This is a genomic window from Rhodoglobus sp. G.S.23, from assembly GCF_056675935.1.
In genome coordinates, this window is the sequence record NZ_CM155237.1 from 2604218 (window position 1) to 2626244 (window position 22027).

The 22027-nt window shown below is 60.6% G+C and carries 18 protein-coding genes; 5 read left to right on the forward strand and 13 right to left on the reverse strand.

What is annotated here, in order from left to right:
- Positions 1–71: 71 nt before the first annotated feature.
- The 5 genes from AC1ENN_RS12710 to kynA form a co-directional block, all read right to left on the reverse strand.
- The gene (locus AC1ENN_RS12710) at positions 72–4340 is read right to left on the reverse strand and encodes an ExeM/NucH family extracellular endonuclease (protein WP_480406190.1); all 4269 of its coding nucleotides are present in this window, start codon (positions 4338–4340) and stop codon (positions 72–74) included.
- Between the two features lie 236 nt (positions 4341–4576).
- The gene (locus AC1ENN_RS12715; RefSeq protein ID WP_480406191.1) at positions 4577–5395 is read right to left on the reverse strand and encodes a PaaX family transcriptional regulator; all 819 of its coding nucleotides are present in this window, start codon (positions 5393–5395) and stop codon (positions 4577–4579) included.
- Positions 5396–5401: 6 nt separating this feature from the next.
- Positions 5402–6619, reverse strand: a complete 1218-nt coding sequence (locus AC1ENN_RS12720) for a kynureninase (protein ID WP_449647594.1) — start codon at positions 6617–6619, stop codon at positions 5402–5404.
- Positions 6616–7791 carry an amidohydrolase family protein gene (locus tag AC1ENN_RS12725; RefSeq protein ID WP_480406192.1) on the reverse strand — a complete coding sequence of 392 codons (1176 nt, stop codon included), beginning with the start codon at positions 7789–7791 and terminating at the stop codon, positions 6616–6618. Before AC1ENN_RS12725 ends, AC1ENN_RS12720 begins: the two co-directional genes overlap by 4 nt.
- Positions 7788–8645: a tryptophan 2,3-dioxygenase gene (kynA, locus tag AC1ENN_RS12730; RefSeq protein WP_480406193.1), complete on the reverse strand. Its 858-nt coding sequence runs from the start codon at positions 8643–8645 to the stop codon at positions 7788–7790. The genes AC1ENN_RS12725 and kynA overlap by 4 nt, the downstream gene beginning before the upstream one ends.
- Before the next feature lie 140 nt (positions 8646–8785).
- On the opposite strand from kynA, the gene AC1ENN_RS12735 reads away from it, so the two are divergent.
- Both AC1ENN_RS12735 and AC1ENN_RS12740 read left to right on the forward strand, forming a co-directional pair.
- Positions 8786–9370, forward strand: a complete 585-nt coding sequence (locus AC1ENN_RS12735) for an NUDIX hydrolase (protein WP_449647597.1) — start codon at positions 8786–8788, stop codon at positions 9368–9370.
- A gap of 41 nt (positions 9371–9411) precedes the next feature.
- Positions 9412–9867: a M24 family metallopeptidase gene (locus AC1ENN_RS12740; RefSeq protein ID WP_449647598.1), complete on the forward strand. Its 456-nt coding sequence runs from the start codon at positions 9412–9414 to the stop codon at positions 9865–9867.
- Here the strand turns inward: AC1ENN_RS12740 and AC1ENN_RS12745 are convergent.
- The 5 genes from AC1ENN_RS12745 to yczR all read right to left on the reverse strand — a co-directional run bounded on the left by AC1ENN_RS12745 (position 9839) and on the right by yczR (position 18262).
- Positions 9839–10258, reverse strand: coding sequence for a PGPGW domain-containing protein (locus AC1ENN_RS12745; RefSeq protein WP_480406194.1), 420 nt, complete (start codon positions 10256–10258; stop codon positions 9839–9841). The two genes, AC1ENN_RS12740 and AC1ENN_RS12745, sit on opposite strands and share 29 nt — an antisense overlap.
- Positions 10259–10285: 27 nt before the next feature.
- Positions 10286–10618 carry a type II toxin-antitoxin system HicB family antitoxin gene (locus AC1ENN_RS12750; RefSeq protein WP_480406195.1) on the reverse strand — a complete coding sequence of 111 codons (333 nt, stop codon included), beginning with the start codon at positions 10616–10618 and terminating at the stop codon, positions 10286–10288.
- A gap of 381 nt (positions 10619–10999) precedes the next feature.
- The gene (locus tag AC1ENN_RS12755; RefSeq protein ID WP_480406196.1) at positions 11000–13087 is read right to left on the reverse strand and encodes a DEAD/DEAH box helicase; all 2088 of its coding nucleotides are present in this window, start codon (positions 13085–13087) and stop codon (positions 11000–11002) included.
- 457 nt (positions 13088–13544) lie between these two features.
- Positions 13545–16700, reverse strand: coding sequence for an efflux RND transporter permease subunit (locus AC1ENN_RS12760; protein WP_480406197.1), 3156 nt, complete (start codon positions 16698–16700; stop codon positions 13545–13547).
- Positions 16701–16840: 140 nt separating this feature from the next.
- Positions 16841–18262 carry a MocR-like transcription factor YczR gene (yczR, locus tag AC1ENN_RS12765; protein ID WP_480406198.1) on the reverse strand — a complete coding sequence of 474 codons (1422 nt, stop codon included), beginning with the start codon at positions 18260–18262 and terminating at the stop codon, positions 16841–16843.
- A 61-nt stretch (positions 18263–18323) separates the two neighbouring features.
- Between yczR and yczE the strand changes: the two genes are divergently transcribed.
- Positions 18324–18962: a membrane protein YczE gene (gene yczE, locus AC1ENN_RS12770; protein WP_480406199.1), complete on the forward strand. Its 639-nt coding sequence runs from the start codon at positions 18324–18326 to the stop codon at positions 18960–18962.
- On the opposite strand, the gene AC1ENN_RS12775 is transcribed toward yczE, so the two are convergent.
- The gene (locus AC1ENN_RS12775; RefSeq protein ID WP_480406200.1) at positions 18952–19593 is read right to left on the reverse strand and encodes a hypothetical protein; all 642 of its coding nucleotides are present in this window, start codon (positions 19591–19593) and stop codon (positions 18952–18954) included. The genes yczE and AC1ENN_RS12775 overlap by 11 nt on opposite strands.
- 98 nt (positions 19594–19691) lie before the next feature.
- Here AC1ENN_RS12775 and AC1ENN_RS12780 point away from each other — a divergent pair, with 98 nt between their 5' ends.
- Together AC1ENN_RS12780 and AC1ENN_RS12785 are read left to right on the forward strand one after the other, a co-directional pair.
- Positions 19692–20132 (forward strand): fluoride efflux transporter FluC, encoded by a 441-nt coding sequence (locus AC1ENN_RS12780; protein WP_480406201.1) that lies wholly within the window; start codon positions 19692–19694, stop codon positions 20130–20132.
- Complete coding sequence (locus AC1ENN_RS12785; protein WP_480406202.1) at positions 20129–20512, forward strand: fluoride efflux transporter FluC; 384 nt, start codon at positions 20129–20131, stop codon at positions 20510–20512. Before AC1ENN_RS12780 ends, AC1ENN_RS12785 begins: the two co-directional genes overlap by 4 nt.
- Positions 20513–20540: 28 nt before the next feature.
- Here AC1ENN_RS12785 and AC1ENN_RS12790 read toward each other — a convergent pair whose 3' ends face one another.
- Entirely contained in the window at positions 20541–21158 is a 618-nt protein-coding gene (locus AC1ENN_RS12790) for a phosphoribosylanthranilate isomerase (protein ID WP_449647609.1), read from the reverse strand.
- Positions 21155–22027, reverse strand: a complete 873-nt coding sequence (locus tag AC1ENN_RS12795) for a carbohydrate kinase family protein (RefSeq protein WP_480391367.1) — start codon at positions 22025–22027, stop codon at positions 21155–21157. Before AC1ENN_RS12795 ends, AC1ENN_RS12790 begins: the two co-directional genes overlap by 4 nt.

Below are 22027 nucleotides of genomic sequence, written 5' to 3' on the forward strand. Positions count from 1 at the left end.
GTAACCAACGAAAAGAGGGCCCCGCAGTGCGGGGCCCTCTTCGCGTTATTCGCTTAGTTGCGAGGTGCTCTCTAGAAGACGAGCACCAGTCGCGGCCAGCTCGAACTGGACTCCACAGTGTCGTTACCGGAGTATTCGACCCAGATGAAGTGAACACCACGGCTCAACTTCGGCAGCTTCACCGAGTTCTTGCCCTTGTTGCCGACCTCGGTTGTCGCCACAGCGGTGCGACCGTCATACACAGTCACGTCGCCCGCCGTAGTGCCATCCTTGCCGACCGTCACTTTCGTGTCGACCGTGATCGAACGGTTGCCCCACACCAACCAGCTTGACGGACTCGCGCTGACTTTCGACGAGATCTTCTCTACTGATTGTGAGGCGGAGACAGCCACACCATCCGAGTAACCGTCCTTGCTGGCCGTGACTTGCACGCTCAGTTCGGTGCCGATGTCCTCAGCGGTGATGCGGTAGCGGCTGTCTGTTGCACCAGCGATTGGTGCACCATCTCGCAGCCACTGGTAGCTGTAGTCAACAGACCGCACGCTCCAGTTGCCGTGAACAGCCTTGACTGTCTTACCAACTTCGACCTTTCCACGGATGCTCGGAGCCTTCGTGTTCTCGATGGCCTCGGCAGTCGTGGTGACCTCGATCGGCACCGCAATTGCGGTTTCCGTTCCGGGGATCATCACGGTGAGCGCGAGCGCGCCTGCTGGTGTGCCGGCCGGAATCGTGACGGTCACGCTGGCGCGACCCTGCTCATCCGTGGTGTCGACGATGGTGCGGTCGATCGTTGCCGAACCGAGCACAGTGCCGTCAACCGAAACCTCGACCGTGGTGGCGCCTGAGCCGCCGCGGCTGAAGGTGAGCGACGACAGATCGAGCGTGACGTCATCACCGGGGTTGTAGCCGTCAGCATCCGGAGCCGAAACAACAACTCCAATGGCACGCTGTTCGAGCGGAGGCGAAGCCACCGTGTTCTCTTCGAAGTAGTCGACCATGGCCTGCAGGTCGACGCGTCCACTGTCGGCACGGTTCGTTCCCGCTGCGAGAGTGGCGAAGTTGTCGCCGCCCGCTGCGAGGAAGGAGTTAGCAACAATCTTGTAGCTTGCTGCGGCATCCACTGCGACACCGTTGAGGTACATCGCCGTTATCCGCTCACCCTGCGCTGCGGTGGGGTCGTACGCGTAGGTCAACCCTTCCGAAACTCCAAGCTTGAGGAACGGGCGCTGGGCACCGGCCGGCTGCCACTGCTCTTCAAGAACCATTTTGATCTGGGCTCCTGTCAGCGACATGGTCGTGAGCGTGTTTGCGAAAGGCTGCACGTTCGCGGCCTCACGGTACGTCACGTTTCCGTCAGGATCGCCAGCGCCTGAGGACTCGTAGACGAGGTCAGTCCGCAGACCACCCGGGTTCATGAACGCAATCTCTGCGCCCAATTCGGATGCTGCCCAGAGCTGAACATCAGCAACAAAGTTGCCAAGTGTTGACTCTCCACCGCGGTTCTCCGGGAACGTTGTTGTGCCTGCAGGGTTCTGCACCGCACGGAACATGCTGTCGGAGATTTCACCAACCTTGACCGAACCAAGAACGTTGGCGAGCGCAGCGGCCTCATCAACGATCGCCTGCACGGCGGTGTCTGGCTCGAAGCCCGCGATCGGAAGCACCTCGGCGCTGAAGGAGATGATCTCCTGCGTTGCCGGATCAACCGTCAGATCGAAGTGACCGTAATTGGCACCGTACTGTCCAGCCGAAACGACCAAACGCGGGCGGTCCATGCCTGCCACTGCAACCTCGTGATCGTACGCAAGGTGAGTGTGACCGGAAACGATCGCGTCAACCTTCGGGCTCAGGTCCGTGACGATCTGACCAAAGGCCGAGTCGTCGGTCGAGGACGAGATATCCGTGGTGGCGGCACCCTCGTGCACGAGCAGAACGAGAACATCGGCTTCACCATTGGCGTCGTTACCGTCGGTGAGGTAGTCGGCTACCCGATCCACCTCGCTGACGATTCCGCGAACCTCAAGCGAAGCGATGCCAGCGGGGCTGACCAACTCGTTGAGGTCTTCGGTAACAGCACCGATGAATCCAACGGTCACTCCATCGAACTCCTGCAGGAAGAACTCGTCATAGGCCGGAGCATTTGTTGCCCGATCGTAGAGGTTCGCTGCAAGGTAGGGCCAGTCGGCGGCATCCAAGATGCGGTCGTCAACATCGGCACGACCCTGATCGAATTCGTGGTTACCGAAGGAGCTCGTGTCGAGTCCGATTTCGTTGAGCACGTCAATCGTGGGCTGGTCGTTCTGAATGAACGACGTGAACGTGGATGCACCAATGAAGTCACCAGCACCGACAAACGTAGTGTTGGGGTTCAGAGCTTCCCAGTAGTTCACCATTCCACCGAGCTGAGCTGCGCCAGGGATGCCGCGATCAGCTTCAATACGGCCGTGGAAGTCGTTCGTCGTGAGGATCTCGATCTCGACCGGTGCAGCCTCAGTGCTGAGACCAATGCTGATCGGGTCGTGGTCACTGGAACGGAACACGGTGCCCGCTTCGGTAGCCGCATAGGCGTAACCGCGGTCAGACCATTCAGGCGAGTTGATGTTCCAGACAGCAGCGTCCGTCACGTGGTCGGCGAGCGACGGCGAGACGATGATGTGGTCAAGCGATCCCAGTTCACCGTCGAACGTGTAGGTGTACTGGTCATCGGTCATGGCCGCGAGAGTGTCAACATAATCCGCCGAAGTGAAGACCTGAATGGGGTCTTCTTCGGAGTAGGCATTGAAGTCGCCAACGAGCACAACCTGGTCGCTCTTGGCTGGGTCAGCGGAGATCGCGTCAACGAGGCCCTTGACGGCGTTAGCCTGCTCAACACGCTCGATGTTGAAGAATCCCTGACCATCGCTTGGCTCGGTTCCCGAGCCACCCTTCGACTTGAAGTGGTTAGCGATCACCGTGACAAGTTCGCCGTTCGACTCAAAGGTCTGAGCGATCGGCTCACGCGCGATGTCCCACACCGTCTCATCAACAGCAGTGAAGCTGTCGCCAACGGGAGTGGCAGCTGCTGGCTTGAAGATGATCGCGTTCGTGATGAAGTCAGTGATCGCTGCATCGTTAAGCGCTGCTGGCGTACGAACGTAATCCCACGTTCCCGCACCGGCTGCCGCGTTGAGCGCGCCGACGAGATCCATGAGCGCTTCGTCGAGGTCGCCACCCAGCTTGACCGAGTTCTCGATCTCCATGAGACCAACAACATCCGCATCGAGCGAGTTGATGGCGGCAACAATCTTTGACTGCTGGATAGCGAACTCTTCAGCGGTGTCTGCGCCACGAGCATCCGAGTCTTCACTCGTCAGCGTCGTGAAGTAGTTGTAGACGTTGAAGGCCGAAACCTTGAAGTCTCCGCCAACTACGGGAGCCGACGCTTCGCGGGGGTTCGTCGACGTGAACGTTGGACGGTATTCCGCCGGGCTCGCATCGTTGATCGCGATAGTCGGCTGCAAACGCCAGTCGTCGAAGCCATAGCTCAGAATGTAAGGGTTTGCCGGGAACTCAACGGTGTCACCGTTGCGTACAACAGTGTCAGCCGAGAAGTAGGGCTGCTCACCGGGGTGCGACCCGTTCGAGATTTGGATGCTGTAGCCGTCATCGAGGAAGATTCGGCTGGCACGGTTTGCTGCAGCGATCGCGGTGGCGGCAGCTCCGGCATCCGTGGTTTCGGTGCTCTTGACGGCAAGCTCTTCTGGGCTGAGCCAGAGGGTACCGAAGTTGTAGAGCTGGTGGCTCGAGCTGACGAGGTAGTCACCGGTAGGGGCGACGAGCATCGACTCAAGAGGTTCACGGTTGTCTCCGACAACACTGGAGTCAAGCGCCGTTGCTTGAATCAGGTCAGCGGGGTCGAGGTCAGCTGCTGCGGTCACCAATTCGACGGTTGCTGGCGTTGAGCCGGCACCGATCTGGGTTTGACCGAAACGTTCGTCAACGGGGCCGGTTGCTGTGACCTTGTCACCAATAGCGACTGCCGGGTTGAGGTTATTGAGGTAGAGGAAGATTCCGTCTGACGCGCCGGGAGTGGCGTCGCTAGCCCCACCCGATCCTGGAGTCTGGATGACAATTCCGCGGTAGCCGGAAGCTCCGCGATAGTCGGCTGTGACAACACCCTCAACGGTGACGGAAACGCCGACCATTGTGCTAGATGCTGAAGTGCCTTGGACATCGGCAATCGTCGCCGTTGCATCGGCTGCGAATGCGGCCGGAGCGGTAAGCGTGGCCAGAGCGATAGCGCAGGAGGTGGCAATTGCCCCTACCGAGAATCGCGTTGACCTGCTGCGTTGATAGTGCATAACGGGCAGTCCCCTCGAGAATTGTGAAATCTGCGGTCTACCCCCTTAACAGGGGTACCTGAGACCATAGCCCTGCTCACAGCCCATTCCAAGGGTTTAAATCAAATGCTCATGTGCGCGTAACCCGTTGTTCTTGTGCACTTTTAGACACCGTCCTGCTGAACTTCAGATCAGTCTCTTGCCGCTCAGCCGAGCCCGACTGGGGGTCGCCAAGTGCAACCGGCAGGTCAGCAGCCTCAGTGCGCAGTCGACCGAGCGAACGCATGAGCGCGCGCTGCCAGCGAACGGGAGAGGCGACCAAAGAGGTCAAGGCTCGCCTGTCCCGGCCAGTTTTCTGGCAACGCCGAGTCCGGCAATCCCGGATCCAAATAGGGGACGACTCGCCACTGGTCGAGCGCCTGAATGTAGCGAGCGAAAGCCTCAGCATCACTCGCGGCCGGACCTACCTGCGCCGAGTGTTGAGCAAGGAAACGTTCATGGAGCTCACGCAAACGATCCAAGTCCCACCACTGAGCCGCGGCATCCGCCAATGAGCGCTCAGCTTCAGGAGCCCCCGCAATGAACAGCGTTGCGCACTCGCTCAGTTCAAGATCGTTAAGGATCTCCGACACCTCATCCTTGAGGTGGGCAGGGCAAATCCAGAGACCGGTAGCAACCGTTCCGCATCCAATCCAACCGAGACGACGCCGCAGCTGGTGGCGGGCATCTCGGCGCGACTCAGGGATGGAAAACGAGATCAGGCACCACGGGTCGTTCTCGCGTTGCTGGCGGAAATTGAAGATGCGACGGTCGCCGCTTTCCAACATGGGGACGGCATCCGCATTGACTCGATAACCCTGTTGGCCGTTGACCATTTCGGGCACAAGAAGGCCCTTTGATTTCACTCGTGCGATGGCACTGCGAGCGCCATTCGCAGGCACTCCCAACGCCTCGAGGACGTGCACGAGTTGCGCCGACGAGATCCAGCCACCGAGCTGTCGCAGCTGCGAGCCAACAAAGGTGCGCAGCAGTGAGGTGGCGCTTCCGGGGCGGGAGTCGAAGTCATCCAGAATCATGGGCGGCTACTTGGTGAGCTGTGCGTGAATGGCGTCGATGCCCAGCTGCACTTCGGCGAAAGTCGTAGTGAGCGGCGACAACCCTAGACGAATGCCGCTTGGTCGCCGGAAGTCAGGAATGATCCCCTGTTTCCACAGTTCGGCATTTACGGTCGCGAAGCTCTCGTGGTCAATTGTGACGTGGCTGCCCCGTTCGGCGGCGTCGCGCGGGGAGCTCACTGTGACGCCGAGGGGCACGAGTAGCTCGTCGACAAGTGCGAGGGCGTACTCAGTGAGAGCGATCGACTTGGCACGGATCGCCGGAATGCCCGCTTCTTCGATGAGCCCGAGCATGTCTTGCATCGCGAGCGAACCGACGACCGATGGCGTGCCGCTGATGAAGCGACGGATGCCCTGATGCGGCGCATAGCCCGGCCCCATTTCGAAGGGGTTGTTGCTGCCCATCCAGCCTTGGATCGGTTGCGTCATCGCCTCGATGTGCTCGGCGCGCACGTAGCCGAAAGCTGGTGAACCCGGGCCTCCGTTGAGGTATTTGTAGGTGCATCCGGCAGCAAGATCGACGCCCCACTTGTCCAGTTCGGTTTCGACGACGCCGGCGGAGTGGCAGAGGTCCCAGAGCACAAGTGCTCCCGCCTCGTGGGCGAGGGCGGTGATGCCGGGCATATCGGCGAGGTAGCCGGAGCGGTAGGCGACGTGACTGATGACGACGAGGGCCGTGTTCTCGTTGAGAGCGGCCTTCACTTCGTCGGCGGTGACTCCCCCGTCACTCGCAGGGTCGATCCAGCGCAGCGTCTTGCCGAGTTCGGCGGCGATGCCTTCGACCAGGTAGCGGTCGGTCGGGAAGTTGCCGGTGTCGATCACGATCTCGTTGCGCTCGGGGCGCGCCGTGAGGCCAGCGCGGATCAGTTTGTAGAGCACGACTGTCGTTGAGTCGCCGATGAAGGTTTGGCCTGGCGCAGCACCGAGAGTGGCAGCGCCGAGGCGGTCACCGAGCGTTAGGGGCAGGTTGTACCACGACTCATCCCAGCCGCGGATGAGTCGTCCGCCCCACTGCTCGTCGACGAATTCGGCGAGACGGGCCGCACTCGCCGTTGTCGGTCGTCCAAGCGAGTTGCCGTCGAGGTACGCGCGCACCTCAGCCGACCGCACAAACTTCGCAGGGTACTCCTTCAGCGGGTCAGCGGCATCGAGTACTTCGGCAGCCTGAATGCTGGTGTCGGTCATAGGTCGTTCCTCCACGTGATCGGGATGGGGGTCGTTGCGGTGGGGACGGCATCGTCGACATCGCGAGCGGAGCGCGCGCGGGTCGCACTCTCCGCAAAGCTGGGGTGGAGCAGTTCGTGAGCGCTGACGACGGTGGCTGTCATCAACCACGACGCCAAATCAGTGTTGGCCAGAGGAACCGTCGGCAAGTAACTAACGGTGCTGCCGAAACTGGGGAGACACAGTGAACGCAACAGGGCGTCGTAGCGCACCCCGGCATCCTGCAGTGCTGTCAATTCACGCTGGTTGAGACCGGGTGGCAAGTCGCCATTGCCCAGGTCTGTTCCATAGCGCACGGTGCCGCCAGCGATGTGGAAGCGGTGCAGATTGTCGCTCGCACGCTCGAAGTCTGGGCCGCGCTGACCATAGCCGTGGATGTCGAGGGTGCTGATCCACGAGTGGCGCCCGGCCAAAAACCGGGAGCTTGGTTGCGCCATCTCGTCGATGAGGGCGTCACTGAGTTTCTCTGTCCACGGCGTGTGCGCCAGCCGGTCAACACCGGCAGCAAAAGCTCGCTGTGCTTGGCCAGCTCCCTGCACATGGGCGACAACTTCTGCCGCCCGACTGTGAGCGTATTCGACCATGGCATGCAGAGTGTCATCGTCAATGACGGCGCCGTCTTCCGCATTCAACGCAACCTTCACGAGGGTTGCCCCCGCCGCCAACTGTTGCGCGACGGCGAGCATTGCTTCCTCGCCCGTTGAGACTTCAGCGACAGCGAGTGTCGCAGCCCACGCCCGGTTCGCCGGGTAAGCGTGAGGCGCCGTAATGAACGCCCCCGCATAGTTGAGGGCAGGAACCGCATCATCAGAGGACCACTCGTGAAGCCGATCAGGGTGCCCGCCCAAGTCGTCAACAGCAGCGAGACCGCCGGCGATGAGAGCGCGCGGCTCCGTCAATCCGAGGTGCACGTGCGAGTCGCGAAAGCCCGGAAGCAGCACTCCCGGAAGACGGACTGCGGTGGGAATCGGGGCATCCGCTATTGCTCGGATGCCGTGGGAGCTGACACGAACTGTTGCGGGACCGTGCCATTCACGCAGCCAGAAGCCATCGACGGCGTAATCGACGGTGAGGGCGGAGTCGGGCGCTGATTCCGGTCCCGCGTCTGAGGTTGGAGCTGGTTCTTCGGTCACGAGCGGCCGATCTCCGTGCGCACGGCGAAGAGTTCGGGAAAGAAGGTGAGGTCGAGGGCCTTCTGAAGAAAGCCGACACCGCTCGATCCGCCCGTACCGCGCTTCATGCCGATAATGCGCATGACGGTTTTCATGTGACGGAAGCGCCAGAGTTGGAAGTTGTCTTCGAGGTCGACGAACTCTTCGCACGCTTCGTAGGCGAGCCAGTGTTCGCTCTCGTTGTCGTAGATGTGGCGGAAGGTATCGATCAGTTCATCGTTTTGCTCGTAGCCACGAGTGACGTCGCGATTGAGTACCGCGTCAGGAATGTCATAGCCGTGGCGACTGAGGTAGCGCAAGAACTCGTCGTAAACGCTCGGCTCCGCGAGTAGCTTGCTCAGCAAAGCGTGGGCTTCAGGATGCGCTTCGAAGACTTTCAGCATTCCCGCGTTTTTGTTGCCAAGCAGAAATTCCACCGCGCGGTACTGATATGACTGGAATCCGGAGGAGCTACCAAGGTAGTCACGGAACTGCGAATACTCACTCGGAGTCAGAGTCGCGAGCACCGACCACTGCTCGGTGAGGGTGCGTTGGATGTGCTTGACGCGGGCAATGCGCTTGAGCGCAATAGCGAGGTTGTCGTTCGCGATCAGGTCGCGGGCAGAAGTGAGTTCGTGGATCACGAGCTTGAGCCAAAGCTCAGTGGTCTGATGCTGGATGATGAACAACATCTCGTCGTGGTGCTCGGGGGTGCTCTGCGGAGTCTGCGCACTCAGCAACGTATCGAGCTCTAGGTATGAGCCGTACGACATCCGCTCGCTAAAGTCGGTAACTATCTCGTCTTCAAGGGCGCGTTCGTTGTGAGTATCCGACATGACGACACCTTATTGCACTTTTGCGACGGCCGCCACACTTCTGTTCGCGTGTTTCTGCGCAACTACTCTGCACTAGTGCATATGAAGTCTCCCGCAGTTGCCGCTCCGACGCCGAGATCTTCGTATCGGATAATGGCCAAGTGATCATCGACGACTTCCTGACCAGCCTTGCCGCACTCCCGGCTTCACCCGTCCGCGAGTCCTATCTCTCCTTTGTTACGGCGGGCGGGTCGGATGTGCTCAAGCGCGATGGTGGGCCCGAGCATGTGACGGCATCCTGTTTCGTCTTCTCGCCTGACTTCGAGCGCGTGCTGTTGTGCTTTCACCGCAAAGGACAGTTTTGGGTGCAGTTCGGTGGCCACATTGAGCCGCAGGATGCGTCCGTCGCGGATGCCGCACTACGCGAAGCTCGTGAGGAGTCGGGCATCACTGACCTCACCCTCCGCTCTGACGTGATTGCCGATCTCGACCGCCACGAGTTGCACGGCGGCTTCGCGTGCGCCGCTCATTGGGATGTGGGCTTCGTTGCCGTCGCCGCGCCAGATGTAGATTTCGCGGCCAGTGAAGAAAGCGAAGACGTGCGCTGGTTCCCCACCAACGCGCTGCCCGCCGCAGTGCCCGACAACTTTCCGGCGCGCCTGGCCGCAGTGACGACATTGCGAGCCACACGACAGGCTGATCCGACAACAGCTGTGGCCGCGGTGACTGAAAGCGACATCAAGTGATGACTGACAACCGGGCAATGTAGTCGATCGCACGAGAGACGATGGATGTCGCGCGCCAGAATATCCGCGCCAGCCAAACCCTCGTGTTGTGCGGCGAAGACACCTTCAGCTCGGTATCCGGGCGCGAATACACCACAGCCGACGGCATCATCCGAGCCGAAGAGATCATCACGATTGACCTGAGCTCCGAGCGGGACGGCTTCAGGGGTGACTTTGCACGCACGATCATCGTCGAGAACAGTTCGGCCATCGAGGATGCGCGGCTTGCTGCGCGCGACGATTGGAGGGCTGGTGTGCTCGCCGAAGCACAGCTGCATAGCGACTTGATCGAACAGCGGAGCACAGATCGCATTTACCTAGAGAAGGGAAACGCTGCACGGATCGGCGACACTGCTCTCTTTACGTTCGCGCCTCACATCCGTCGCCCCGGACGTGCTGATGGCTTCAAGCACGAGAACAGTTACTACTTCACGAACGACCGGCTCGTGGAGCTATAGCGTCGCTGTCGGTTTCGGCTTCGGCTTCGGCTTCGGCTTCGGCTTCGGCTTCGGCACGTTGAGCCGCACGTCGCTTGCGCTTCTCGTTCGCTGCCGAGAGAGCTTTGCGGGCGATAGCATTTGCTTTGGCGCTAGCCTTCTTCGCAGGCTCAAACTCGGTGCCGAGTAACGCAAGCCCTCCGATAGCAACCAGAGAACCGGGGCCCGGCAGTGGGATGAGCACCACACCGAGCGCGACGGTTGTTCCGCCCACGACGCCAACGGTGGTGCGATAAACGCGGTTCACCGTGGGGTTCTTGCGGATCGCTTCGCGCGTTCCATGCGCAGCCGAACTGGCTGCATGCCCCAGCACTGAACCCGCTCGTGCAGCAGGCGATGGCTTCTCGTTCATGATGCGATTCTACGAGAGTGCCGTAGCTCAAGAAACGAGACGGCTCGCAGCGAGCCGATTGAGCGAAACGTTCTGCTCAGCGGCCTCGATCACTAACTTTCGGTGGGACTCAGGGGTGACACGCACCATAAATTTGCCTGAGTACGTGCGGTCTGCAATCGCGGGGGGTGGAATCTCACCGGTTTCGAGCATGTCGTCAATCACGCTTTGGGCCAAGTCTCTAATGCCTGCAAAGGCGCCCTCCGAGAGGTCGTCGACCCAGGACAGAGATGGCATTTCTGCCACTGTTCCTACGAATGCTTCATCTTCTGGAGACCATCGCACGCGGTAGGTGTAGTGCTCCGCACGTGAAATGTTCACAGCTTTTCTCCCTCCAATTTCGCAATCGCGGCTAGGACTTGCTTCACCTGATATGGCTTTGCTTTGCCAAGGTCGTTCTGAATATTGACGCGCGGATCACCGTGCCACAGCATCCGATACACGCGGTGCGATGTGCCGACCTGCCGTGCCTCGCCGAAGTACTGATCGCAAACTTTTGCAAGATCTGCGAACCGCACCCCTTTCGGAGAGCGCCTCATTTGAGCTAACAACTTCTCTGTACTCGTCACGGTACTTGATATCACTATTGATACTACAGACTACGGAACTTTTCCACACCCCACGAATGCAGAAAACCCCGGCTGCCGACCACATGAGTGGGTCATCCGGGGCTTTCGTGTGCTCGAGTGAGCGGTCTGCTTGTTAGAGCGCAGCCAGCTTGTCGACGAACGAATCGCCAGGCGCTACGTCGACCGACTCTGCATCGATCTCGGCGCGGCCGAGGAGCTCGTCCATCTTGCGACGACGGTTGCGCGGGATGAGCGTGACAACGGTTCCGGCCTTGCCTGCGCGACCGGTACGGCCAGCGCGGTGCAGGTACGTCTTGTACTCCTCAGGAGCGTCAGCCTGAATAACGAGGCTGATGTCATCCACGTGGATGCCGCGGGCGGCAACGTCTGTCGCGACGAGCACGTTGACCTTGCCACTCGTAAGCATCTGCAGGTTGCGGGTACGACGCGACTGGTTGAGGTCACCGTGAAGGCTCGTCGCCGGGGTTCCCCCCATGCTCAAGAATTCGGCCATCTCTTCAGCAAACGCACGCGTGCGGGTGAACACGAGAGTCTTGCCCGTACCAGCGGAAAGCTGCTTGATGATCGCACGCTTGTCGCGCTGTTCGATGAGCAGAACCTTGTGGTCGATCGTGGAAGAAGCTTGGTCTTCACCAGCAACCTCGTGCACGGCCGGGTCAACCAAGAATTCCTTGACGAGAGTGGCAACACCCTTGTCGAGGGTTGCCGAGAACAGCAGCTTCTGGCCGCCCTCGCTCGTCTCACGCAGGATGCGCTGAACAGGCTCAAGGAACCCGAGGTCGCACATGTGGTCTGCTTCGTCGAGAACAGTGACCTTCACCTGGCTGAGGTCGAGACGACCCTGCTCGATGAGGTCTTCAACACGGCCGGGGGTCGCGATGATGACATCGACGCCACGGGTGAGGGCTGCAACCTGCTTGTACTGGGGAACGCCACCCACGATGGTCGTGGTGAACAGGCCAACGCTGCGAGCGATGGGCTGAATGGTGCGGTCGATCTGCTGAGCAAGCTCGCGGGTCGGAGCCAGGATGAGGGCGCGCGGCTTGCGACCCATCTGACGGTCCTTGCCACCATTGTTCTCCATAAGGCGCTCTACGAGGGGCGCACCGAAAGCGATGGTTTTGCCCGATCCGGTCTTTCCGCGGCCAAGAACATCTTTGCCGGCGAGAACGTCTGGAATGGTTGCTGCCTGAATGGGGAACGGCGACTCTGCACCCATGGATGCGAGCTGACGCGAAATGTTCGAGCCGATACCCAAGTCGATGAAGGACTTGCCTTCAACATCGCTGGCGGTAACGGTCTTGGCTACGAGACGCTCAAGAACAACATCTTCTTGCTGCGAGTGGGACGACTTGCCATCGCGGGCCGGGTAGTACGAGCTTTCGCGCGGCTCGGAACGCTGCGGGCGGTCGTTGCGGTCGTTGTACGACGGACGCGAGCCACGGTCAGGACGGTCACTGTAGGAGGGACGCTCTGAACGCTGGGGGCGCTCGTTGTAGGCGGGGCGCTCAGTGCGCTGGGCACGATCGTTGTACGACGGACGTTCGCTGCGACCAGCAGAGGCGCCACGGTCGGGACGGTTACCGTAAGACGGGCGCTCGCTGCGCTGGGGACGCTCAGTGCGGTCGTTGCGGTCGCTGTACGACGGACGCTCAGTGCGACCAGAGTTGTTGCGATCGTTGTAGGAGGGACGCGAGCCACGGTCGGGGCGGTCACCATACGAGGGACGCTCTGAACGACCGGCGTAGCCGCCACGTTCGGGGCGCGAATCACGCTGTGGGCGCTCGTTGCGGTCGCCGTGGGACGGGCGGCCTCCACGCTCGGGACGGTCACCGTAGGAAGGACGATCGCTGCTGCGCTGTGGGCGGTCGCCATATGCTCCGCGTTCGTTGCGCTGCGGGCGGTCACCGTAGGAGGGACGATCGTTGCGGTCGCCGTTATCGGGGCGTCCACCACGGGCAGGCTTTTCGCGGGGAGTCCAGTCGGGGCGACGTTCGTCGCGGCCGCCACGGGCTCCACCAGTGTTGCGGTCCCCGGTACGTGCAGCGCGGTCGTCGGCACTCCAGCGACGCTTGGGCGCTTCGCCCTGGTCTGGGCGGAATCCGCGGTGGCCTTCGCTGCGTGCTCCGCCGCCGCCCTTAGGGGCAGACTTGAAGTTTTTTCCGCCACGGCCGGTGGCAGGTTTATTGAAATTAGGCATAGTTCTTTCCGGGTTATTCGTAGATGGAACACATCTAGTGCGTGGAGTACGCGCGCACGCTAACGCTCACCAATTTAATTAGGTAGACGCTGATTAGGCATCTTCCAACTAGCTTGAGCATTCGTGCACTGCACTTCTGAACCCGGGCAGTCTTTGACCGAGGCCGTCACATACATTCGTGTGATTGTCATCAGCTGGATTGGCTGACAAACCGGCCCGCAAGACTTACAAACCCATACGCGAGATTTCGCGCTGTCTTGAGCCGACTTATCTACATTACTTCATTGCGCTCTCGATAGCGAGGATCGATTGGAGGCTCCGCGCTATTTGAGGCGCGAGTTCACCGCGAATTGCAACGCGAAGGTGTCCTATAGCAGACACGCGAAATTCATGACAGAATCTCCATTTCCCCCAGATCAGCCTAGGCCATCTGAGGAAAATGGATTAGCCAGAAACCTTAGCCGGTGGCACCCACTGCGCTAGTTTCGCGACCAGCCTTTTTGGCGGCGCGACGACTCTTGCGATCTGTACCAGCGGCCTTGCGGTCTTCGCGACGTTCCTTGGCACCTTCAACGAGGTAGTAGAGAACCGGAAGCACGACCAACGTGAGGAGTGTCGACGAGACCAGGCCACCGATCACGATGATCGCGAGCGGCTGCGAAATGAATCCGCCTTCACCCGTGAGGCCAATACCGAGAGGAAGCAGAGCGAAAATTGTCGCCGCGGCCGTCATCAGGATCGGGCGAAGTCGACGAGACGAGCCCTCAATGATGGCTTCGCGAGCGCGCATACCCTTCACTCGGTACTGGTTGATGAGGTCGACAAGCACGATCGCGTTCGTCACGACAATACCGATCAGCATGAGCACACCAATCAACGATGCAACACCGAGAGGGATGCCAGAGATGACCTGGAGCGCAATCGCACCGGTCGCCGCGAAGGGTACCGAGACGAGCAAGAGCAGTGGCTGACGCAAGCTCTTGAAGGTCGCAACCATCACAACGTAGACGATCAGAATCGCGATCAGGAGGGCAAGCCCGAGCTGCTGGAACGCATCCGTCTGTTCCGTGGCAACACCACCCAGTGATGCCGAAGCACCAGCAGGCAGATCAGCTTCATCAACAGCGGCAGCAACCAGAGCGGATGCCGTTCCCACGTCGTCACTGCCCGGTGTCACGCTGAGAGTCGCACTGCGCACTCCCTTAACCGAGGTGATGCTCGCTGGCCCGTCTTCGACATCGACGGTCGCGACATCGGTGAGCGGAACAAGACCGGCGGCACTCGGAATCTGGAAGTCGCGCAACTCTTGAATGGTGACGGGCGCGATCTCGTTCAGGATGTAGATCGACAGAGTCGATTCGTCGATGACGGCGCTGCCGACAGCGCTGGGGTTCATCGCACCGGCAACAATTCCGCCGACAGCAATTTCACTGAGTCCGAGGGCTGCAGCCTTGTCACGATCTACCGTGATCGAGATGAAGGGCTGCTGTTCCGAGAGGTTGCTTGTTGCTTCGGCAACGACATCGAGGTCGCGCACCTGCTCGAGCAGGGCATCCGATGCTTCACGCAGTTCGGCATCGCTCGTTGCGGTGATGTTGATCTCGATGTCACTCGAGGCGAACCCGCTGGATGCCGAAGCAAGAGTTACTTCGCCGGCGTCGTCGATTTTGGCGACAGCATCACGCACAGCTGCTTGAAGCTCGACCTGGTCGACTTCAGGGTCTGTGGTGAGCGAGAAGGTGCTCGCACCGCCGCTCGAGAATGCTGCCCGCAACGATCCGCCACTTGAACCGATGGATAGTTGCACGGTCTCGACTCCGTCGAGGTCGATGAGCACCTCTTCGACCTTCTTCGCTGCTTCGTCGCGCGCTTCAAGGCTTGCACCGAGCGGCAACGTCTGGCTGACGGTGAGAGTGTTTTGGCCGCTGTCACCGATGAAGTTGGTCTTCATGAAAGGGATGAGGGCAACGGTTCCGCCCAGCAGGAGAACGGCAACAAGAAGAGTCGCAACGGGGCGCTTGAGCGTCCAATTGATTACGGGGAGGTACCCGCGCTGCAACGCGGTTATCTTCTCCGCCTGAGGCATGCTGACGGCATGAGCGTGCTCGACGGCTTCCTCGGTGTGACGCGGTGCCACCTTGTTTCCGAGGAACCAGTAGGCGAGCACCGGAACGATCGTGAGTGAAACGAAGAGTGATGCCGCGAGCGCAATTGCCGTCGTGAGAGCGAACGGGCGGAACAGTTCGCCCGTGATGTCTCCGACGAGCGCGAGCGGCAAGAACACAGCGATCGTGGTCACGGTGGATGCCGTGATCGCTCCCGCAACTTCCTTGACGGCAGTCTGGATGGCTTGCAGTTTTGGCTCGCCCATCGACACGTGGCGCTTGATGTTCTCAATGACCACAATCGAGTCATCCACCACACGACCAATGGAGATGGTGAGCGCACCGAGCGTGATGATGTTGAGCGTGTAGCCCGAGACCTGCATTCCAATGAAGGTGATGAGTACGGATGCCGGGATCGAGATTGCGGTAACTAGTGTCGAGCGGATCGACAGCAGGAACACCAAAATGATGATCACGGCGAAGACGAGCCCGAGGAGGCCTTCGGTCGTGAGGCTATTGATTGACTCTTGAATAAAGGGAGCCTGGTCAAAGACCACCGTGAACGTGGTGTTGCTCCCGAGAGCACTTTCGAGTTCGGGGATGAGGTCGTTTACGGCTTGCGATACCGCAACTGTGTTGCCTGCCGGGCTCTTGGTGATGGCGATCGTGAGCGCGTCTTGACCATCGACTCGCGAGATCCCAGTCTGGGGATCATCGATCACCTCGACCGTAGAAACATCCGCGAGAGTCACGACTTCGGTGTTCGTGCCGCCAAGCAGCGGAAGAGCGGCGATCGCATCGGTTGAAATGATGCGGTTTCCGGCCTGAACGGTGAGGGTCTGGCCGTCTTCGGTAATCTCACCGGCCGGCAGGAGAACACCGTTATCGTCGAGGGCCGAGCGAATGTCTGCGTTGGTTAGTCCATTCGCAAAGAGCTTCTCGGCATCGGGAGTGATGACCACACGTTGCGTTGAGGTGCCAAGCAGACTGGCATCACTGACGCCATCCAGCTTGTTGAGTTCAACGAGCGTTGATGCTTCGAGCTTGCGAGACAGTTCTTTGGCATCGAGGTCGCTCGAGACAGCAATCTGAACGACGGGCAGGTCGGTGAAGTTGAACGTGAAGACCTGAGTGGTGGCAGAGTCAGGCAACTGGCCTGAGATGCGGTTGATTGCGAGCTGGATTTTCTGCTCGGCGGTGGCGATGTTGGTGCCGTAGTCGAACGACGCGGAGATGTTCGAGAAGTTGGAGTTCGATGTTGCCGTGGTCGATTCGAGACCGGGCACTCCCTGAATCGCGGCCTCGATGGGCGCGGAGACATCCTTATCGACGACGGCGGGTGAAGCACCCGGGTAGGTCGAGATGATGAAGATCTGCGGCAGCGAGAGCGATGGGATGAGCTCTTGCTTGAGCGACGTCAGCGCCACCCCACCGAAAATTCCGATGACGATGGTGACGAGCGCAATGAGGGCTCGGTTGCGCAAAGAGAATACGGAGAGCAGATGCACGAGGAGACTTTCGTTGCTGTGGGTCGCGGACGCGTCGGTTCACACACGGCCGACCATTTTCACGGGCAACCACATGCTGGTTCAGTCAATTCTCTCAGCACGTTAGGTATTCCGCGTACTCTCGCGAGATTACTTGTGAACTAAACGACGTTGGCGAGTTCGCTACTTACCGGTGAGAACGGATGCCGCATCACTGTCGACCAGGCGGCGGCCAGTGCCGAGACACCCTGTTCCAGTTCTGCAGAGTTTCCGCTGAAGGGAATCCGCAGGAATCTCTCAAAGGCCCCGTCCATGCCGAAGCGTGGTCCCGCAGCAATCACGAGCCCTTCGTTGCGGGCCGCCAAAACGACTTGAGAGCTCACGGGTTGGCCGAGCCCAACCCAGGCGGTCATTCCACCCGGGGTGTGGGGCACTTGCCAGGACGGCAGTTGCTCGGCGAGGAGGGAGGAGAGGTGCTCGCGACCGGCGCGCAGTGATGTGCGTCGGGCATCCAGAATTGACGGGAAATCTTTGAGAACGTTGGTGACGACAAGTTGCTCAAGCAGTGGGGTTCCGAGGTCACCAGCAGAGCGGGCGCGAACGAGTTGGCGAATGGTGGCGTGGTCGGCGCGGATCCAGCCGGTGCGCAAACCACCCCACACCGTCTTGCCGACCGACCCCACCGAGATCGCATTGCCATGAGCAGCGAATGGCAGTCGGTTGCCGGTGCCATCGAGGTTGAGCTCAGCCATCGTCTCGTCAGCAATCACGGCAGTGCCGTGGCGTGCGGCAAGCGAGAGCAGCTTTCCGCGAAGTTCATCGGGCATCGATTGCCCGGTGGGGTTGTGAAAGTCGGGCATCAAGTAGGCCAGCGACGGACTGGTGCGCTGGATGGCCTGCTCGACGGCGAGCGCATCCCACCCCGTCTCGGTCGAGACACCAACGGGAACCAGACGAGCACCGGCAGCACGGAGCGCATCGAGGGCGTGCGGGTAGCTCGGATTCTCCATGAGCGCGCGGTCACCGCGAGACATGAGGGTGCGGGAGATGAGCGCGATCGCATGCTGGGCGCCAAGGGTAACCATGATCTGGTCGGGACTCGTTGGCAGACCGCGGTCGGCATAGCGCTGCGCGATGGCCTCCCGCAACACCGGAATTCCCACCGGATCGAAACCCGACTCGCCCAGATAGGCGGGAAGCTGTTCGGCTGCGAGGCGAGAGGCGGCAATCACTTCGGGCGCCGCCGACATAGTGGACTTGCTGAAATCGAGCATCTGCGGAGCTGCAGCATCGGGGATCAGCGACGATCGATGCGGTAGCTGCGCAACACTTCCCGAACCACGCGTGCTCTCGACGTAACCGCCCTCGCGCAGCGACGAGTACGCCGCCGTCACCGTGGTGCGGCTCACCCCGAGAGCGAGCGCCAACTCCCGCTCAGCAGGAAGTCGCGTCGAGGTCAGGATGCGGCCATCCATGACAAGGAGACGGATGCGGTCGGCAACAGCCACATAAGCCGAAGTGGATGCCGCGGACCTCCATTCGCCCATCATCACAACCAATGCACGCGCAGAAAGGCTATTCATGAGGCCAGAATAGCCGAATTGGCCTCTTGTTCAGAGTCCAATCGCGTAATTGGATATCTTTATGACTCCTCGCCTCATCATGGCTCGCCGTGTGCTCCAACTCGCCTTCGGGCTCTTCTTCTACGGCTTCGCCATTGCGCTCATGATCCGCGCCGAAATCGGAGTCGCCCCCTGGGATGTTCTCGGCCAAGGTGTCTCGCTCACCACCGGCATTCCCTTTGGCTTCGTCACCAACATCATTGGCCTAATCGTGCTGCTGCTGTGGATCCCGATTCGCCAGAAACCCGGAATCGGCACCGTCTTCAACGTTGCCCTCGTCGGGCCGAGTGCTCAAATCGGGCTCTGGTTACTGCCCGATGTTGAGGGGCTCCTCCCCCGCATCCTGCTCTTCGTCGCTGGCTTGCTGCTCCTCGGCATCGCAACCGGCCTCTATCTGGGTGCGCGATTCGGGCCAGGGCCCCGCGATGGCCTCATGACGGGCATCCACCGCAAATATGGTGGCAAGATTTGGGTTGTTCGCAGCAGCATCGAACTAGTGGTGCTCACCATCGGTGCCGTCCTAGGGGGAAACCTGGGCTGGGGCACGCTCGCATTCGCGCTGCTGATTGGCCCGATCGTGCACTTTACGATCCCCCGGCTGATGGTGCGTGCTGCGATCAGTCCCACTGCGGAGACGGCGGCCGAGGCCGCTATTCGCTGAACTGCACCGGAACGTAGACATCCTGAACACGGTCATTGAGTGCCGTGTGGTCATTGCGCGTGTAGATGCCGCAGGCATTAGTGATGCAATCGGCATCCTCACCGAGGGGGTCGCCCAGTTCTAGATAGGCGGTGAAAGTGCCGGCAGAACTGTCATCAAAACTGCGAGCGCCGAAGAGACGCCACGCCCAATCGGCGTTGATCCAATTGCTGGGAGCCCACTGCACCGTGCCAGCGGCAACGTCTTCTTGCTGCTGACTGGGAACGCCACCGATGCAGGGGCCCGGTTTTTCGGCTGCGCTTTCGGGGATGACGCACACAGCAACATAAACGCCCTGCGAGCCGTCATAGCCGGTACCGGTCACGACTACCCGTTCTCCGCGCACGAGAGCCTCAGTGTCGATCGGCTCACCGTCCTCACCGGCAACGCTGAGAGTGCGCGTTCGCCCATCGTCGCCCTTGGCCGTTACGGAGAGCGGCCACTGCTCATCCGTCTGCTGCTGATTCGATTGACCAGCACTCTCGTGCGTAAGAATCGGCACCACAATGATGGCGATCGGCACGAGAAGCACCAGAACAACAACCAGTACGATCCACGGCCACAAGCGGCGACGTGACGCAGTGCGGGGCATGGGGCAAGTCTAGGGCCGCAACACCCCACGGCGAGGTGCCGTTTTGTCATAAGGTGACAGTGCGAGCCAACCGCCACGGACCACCGAAAGGGCACGCGATGATTCGGGACCTTGTTGCTGTTGCGATTGGTGGCGCGCTCGGCACGGGAATGCGTTTCGCTCTCGATCTCGCCTTTATGACGAGTGACGATCTTTTCCCGGTGTCTACACTCATCGCAAACATCATTGGCAGCTTTGTGCTTGCCTTCATCGTGGCAGTGATGTGGCGCCCTTCGCCGTCATGGGCACGCGCTGGGCTCGGTGCCGGGATGCTTGGCTCATTCACGACGTTCTCGGCGCTCGCTGTCGCCGCAGTGCACCTCATCGGTGTCGACCAGTGGATCCTTGCTGTCATCTACATCGCCGCGACAATGGTTCTCGGTTTGGCCGCAGCAGCTTTCGGGCTGTGGCTTGGCACTCGTCGAGCGCCCCTCAACGATGACGACTCTCGTGCGCCTGTTGTGAGTGAACCTATGCAGGCGGACTTGGTGAACGAGTGACCGCCAGCGTAGTTGTCGCAATCCTTGGCGCGGGTGCCGCCGGGGCAGTCTTGCGCTATCTCACGTCTCGCGCCTTCGCCTCGAACACAACTTTCCCCTGGGCTGTGCTCACCGTGAACGTAGTTGGCTCGGCGCTCGGTGGACTTCTCGCCGGCCTCGCGCACGTCGGCACCATCGACCCAAACCTTGAGGTTGTGCTCCTCACTGGACTTTGCGGCGGACTCACCACCTTCAGCACTCTCAGCGTTGAGACGGTGCAATTCATCACAATGAAGCGGGTTCGCACCGCACTCCTCAGCATTGCGGCCAACCTCATCGTTGGTATCGGTGCTGCAGCAGCAACCTACTTTTGGCTCATCGCTCTCGCCACCGAGCGCTAGGCTCTGCGCCGCTCACACCCTGCGCGACTTAGACCCTGCGCGCTGCGTCAACGAAAGCGCGAATCAGGGCAGGGTCTTTCACTCCACGACGTGATTCGACACCGCTTGAGACATCAACACCGGTCGGATGCGCGGCTCGAACCAATTCCACGACGTTGATCGGCGTCAATCCGCCCGCAAGGACCCACGATCTTGGCAGGTCGCCGCCCTCAAGCAAGCCGGGGTCGAAAGTGGCTCCACCTCCGGGCGTGACGGCATCGATCAGCAGCCGGTCGTCTGACTGCAGTTCGCCGGTGCCGCTGAGCTTGCGGTAGTCATCGATCGAGATCGCCCGAATGGTGCCAAAGCCCTCGGCACGAAGACGATCGAAATCGGCAACGGTCTCGTCGCCGTGCAGCTGCACGGTTGCGAGGCGAGCGCTGCTCGCGGTGCGCAGCACGCTTTCGATGGGCTGATTGCGAAAGACTCCCACGGTTTCGATCGATGACGGCAACTCAGCGGCGAGTGAACGTGCATGCTCGGCAGTGACGAAGCGTGGGCTGCCTGGCGCAAATACGAAGCCGATAGCGTCGGCTCTGCTCTCAGCTACCGCGGCGGTGGCATCCTCGGTAGAGATCCCGCAAATCTTTACAAATAGTTGACTCATCTGATTGATGCTCCCGGGGACGCGAGAACGAGGGCGGCAGACTCATGACCGCCGACGCAGGCTTCGTGCAGGCCACGAGTCGCGAGATAGGCAATCAGAAATCCCGCAGCAAAGGCGTCGCCGGCACCCGTGAGGTCGCGAATCTCCTGCACGATCGGCACCGAAACCTCAACTCGCTCGCCGTGGGGTCGGTGCACGACGGTGGGATCGGCGCCCGCTTTGGTGACCACGATGGTGTCCGGAAGCCGAGCGGCGTGAGGGCCGAGCTCGCCGTCAACGACCAAACCCAGAAACGCCGTTTCGCTCCTATTTCCCACAAGAAAGTCAGGGCGAAGATCAGCCATCAACTCAAGAAACGGTTCGACCCCGAATTGGGCGAGCATCCCCGTGGAAGCGACATCGATGGACACCAGAATTCCCCTCGCCTTGGCACGACGGATCACGTCGACTGTGGTCTCGCCAACCGGACTGCCGTTGAAGGAGTACGCCGAGACGTGCAGAAGCTCAAGCCCATCAAGCCACTCATCAGGCACCTCATCGAGCAGCGTCGCCGCTCCCCGGTTCGGCAGCATGCTGCGCTCGCCATCCTGATCAATCAGAATGACGATAGTTCCGGTAGCCCCTGCGCGCTGCACACGCACATCAACGCCCTCAGCCTCGAGGTCGCGAACCAGCGAGTCCCCGAGATTGTCATCACCAACGCACCCGATGAATCGGGTTGGGGCGAGCCGTGCGGCAAAGCTGGCAACATTCGCCCCGCTGCCGCCCCGAGTGTGAAAAATTTCGACATCCGTATCTGTGCCATGCCTGAGTGGTTCCGACAACCAAACAACGACGTCTTCGACGAGATCTCCGAGGATTCCCAACAC

Excerpts from the sequence above, each read along its gene's own strand:
- AC1ENN_RS12710 (WP_480406190.1), bottom strand. The coding sequence starts at position 4,340 with ATGCACTATCAACGCAGCAGGTCAACGCGATTCTCGGTAGGGGCAATT.
- AC1ENN_RS12720 (WP_449647594.1), bottom strand. The coding sequence starts at position 6,619 with ATGACCGACACCAGCATTCAGGCTGCCGAAGTACTCGATGCCGCTGAC.
- AC1ENN_RS12775 (WP_480406200.1), bottom strand. The coding sequence starts at position 19,593 with ATGCCCCGCACTGCGTCACGTCGCCGCTTGTGGCCGTGGATCGTACTG.
- kynA (WP_480406193.1), bottom strand. The coding sequence starts at position 8,645 with ATGTCGGATACTCACAACGAACGCGCCCTTGAAGACGAGATAGTTACC.
- AC1ENN_RS12740 (WP_449647598.1), top strand. The coding sequence starts at position 9,412 with ATGGATGTCGCGCGCCAGAATATCCGCGCCAGCCAAACCCTCGTGTTG.
- AC1ENN_RS12715 (WP_480406191.1), bottom strand. The coding sequence starts at position 5,395 with ATGATTCTGGATGACTTCGACTCCCGCCCCGGAAGCGCCACCTCACTG.
- yczE (WP_480406199.1), top strand. The coding sequence starts at position 18,324 with ATGACTCCTCGCCTCATCATGGCTCGCCGTGTGCTCCAACTCGCCTTC.
- yczR (WP_480406198.1), bottom strand. The coding sequence starts at position 18,262 with ATGAATAGCCTTTCTGCGCGTGCATTGGTTGTGATGATGGGCGAATGG.
- AC1ENN_RS12790 (WP_449647609.1), bottom strand. The coding sequence starts at position 21,158 with ATGAGTCAACTATTTGTAAAGATTTGCGGGATCTCTACCGAGGATGCC.
- AC1ENN_RS12755 (WP_480406196.1), bottom strand. The coding sequence starts at position 13,087 with ATGCCTAATTTCAATAAACCTGCCACCGGCCGTGGCGGAAAAAACTTC.
- AC1ENN_RS12780 (WP_480406201.1), top strand. The coding sequence starts at position 19,692 with ATGATTCGGGACCTTGTTGCTGTTGCGATTGGTGGCGCGCTCGGCACG.
- AC1ENN_RS12745 (WP_480406194.1), bottom strand. The coding sequence starts at position 10,258 with ATGAACGAGAAGCCATCGCCTGCTGCACGAGCGGGTTCAGTGCTGGGG.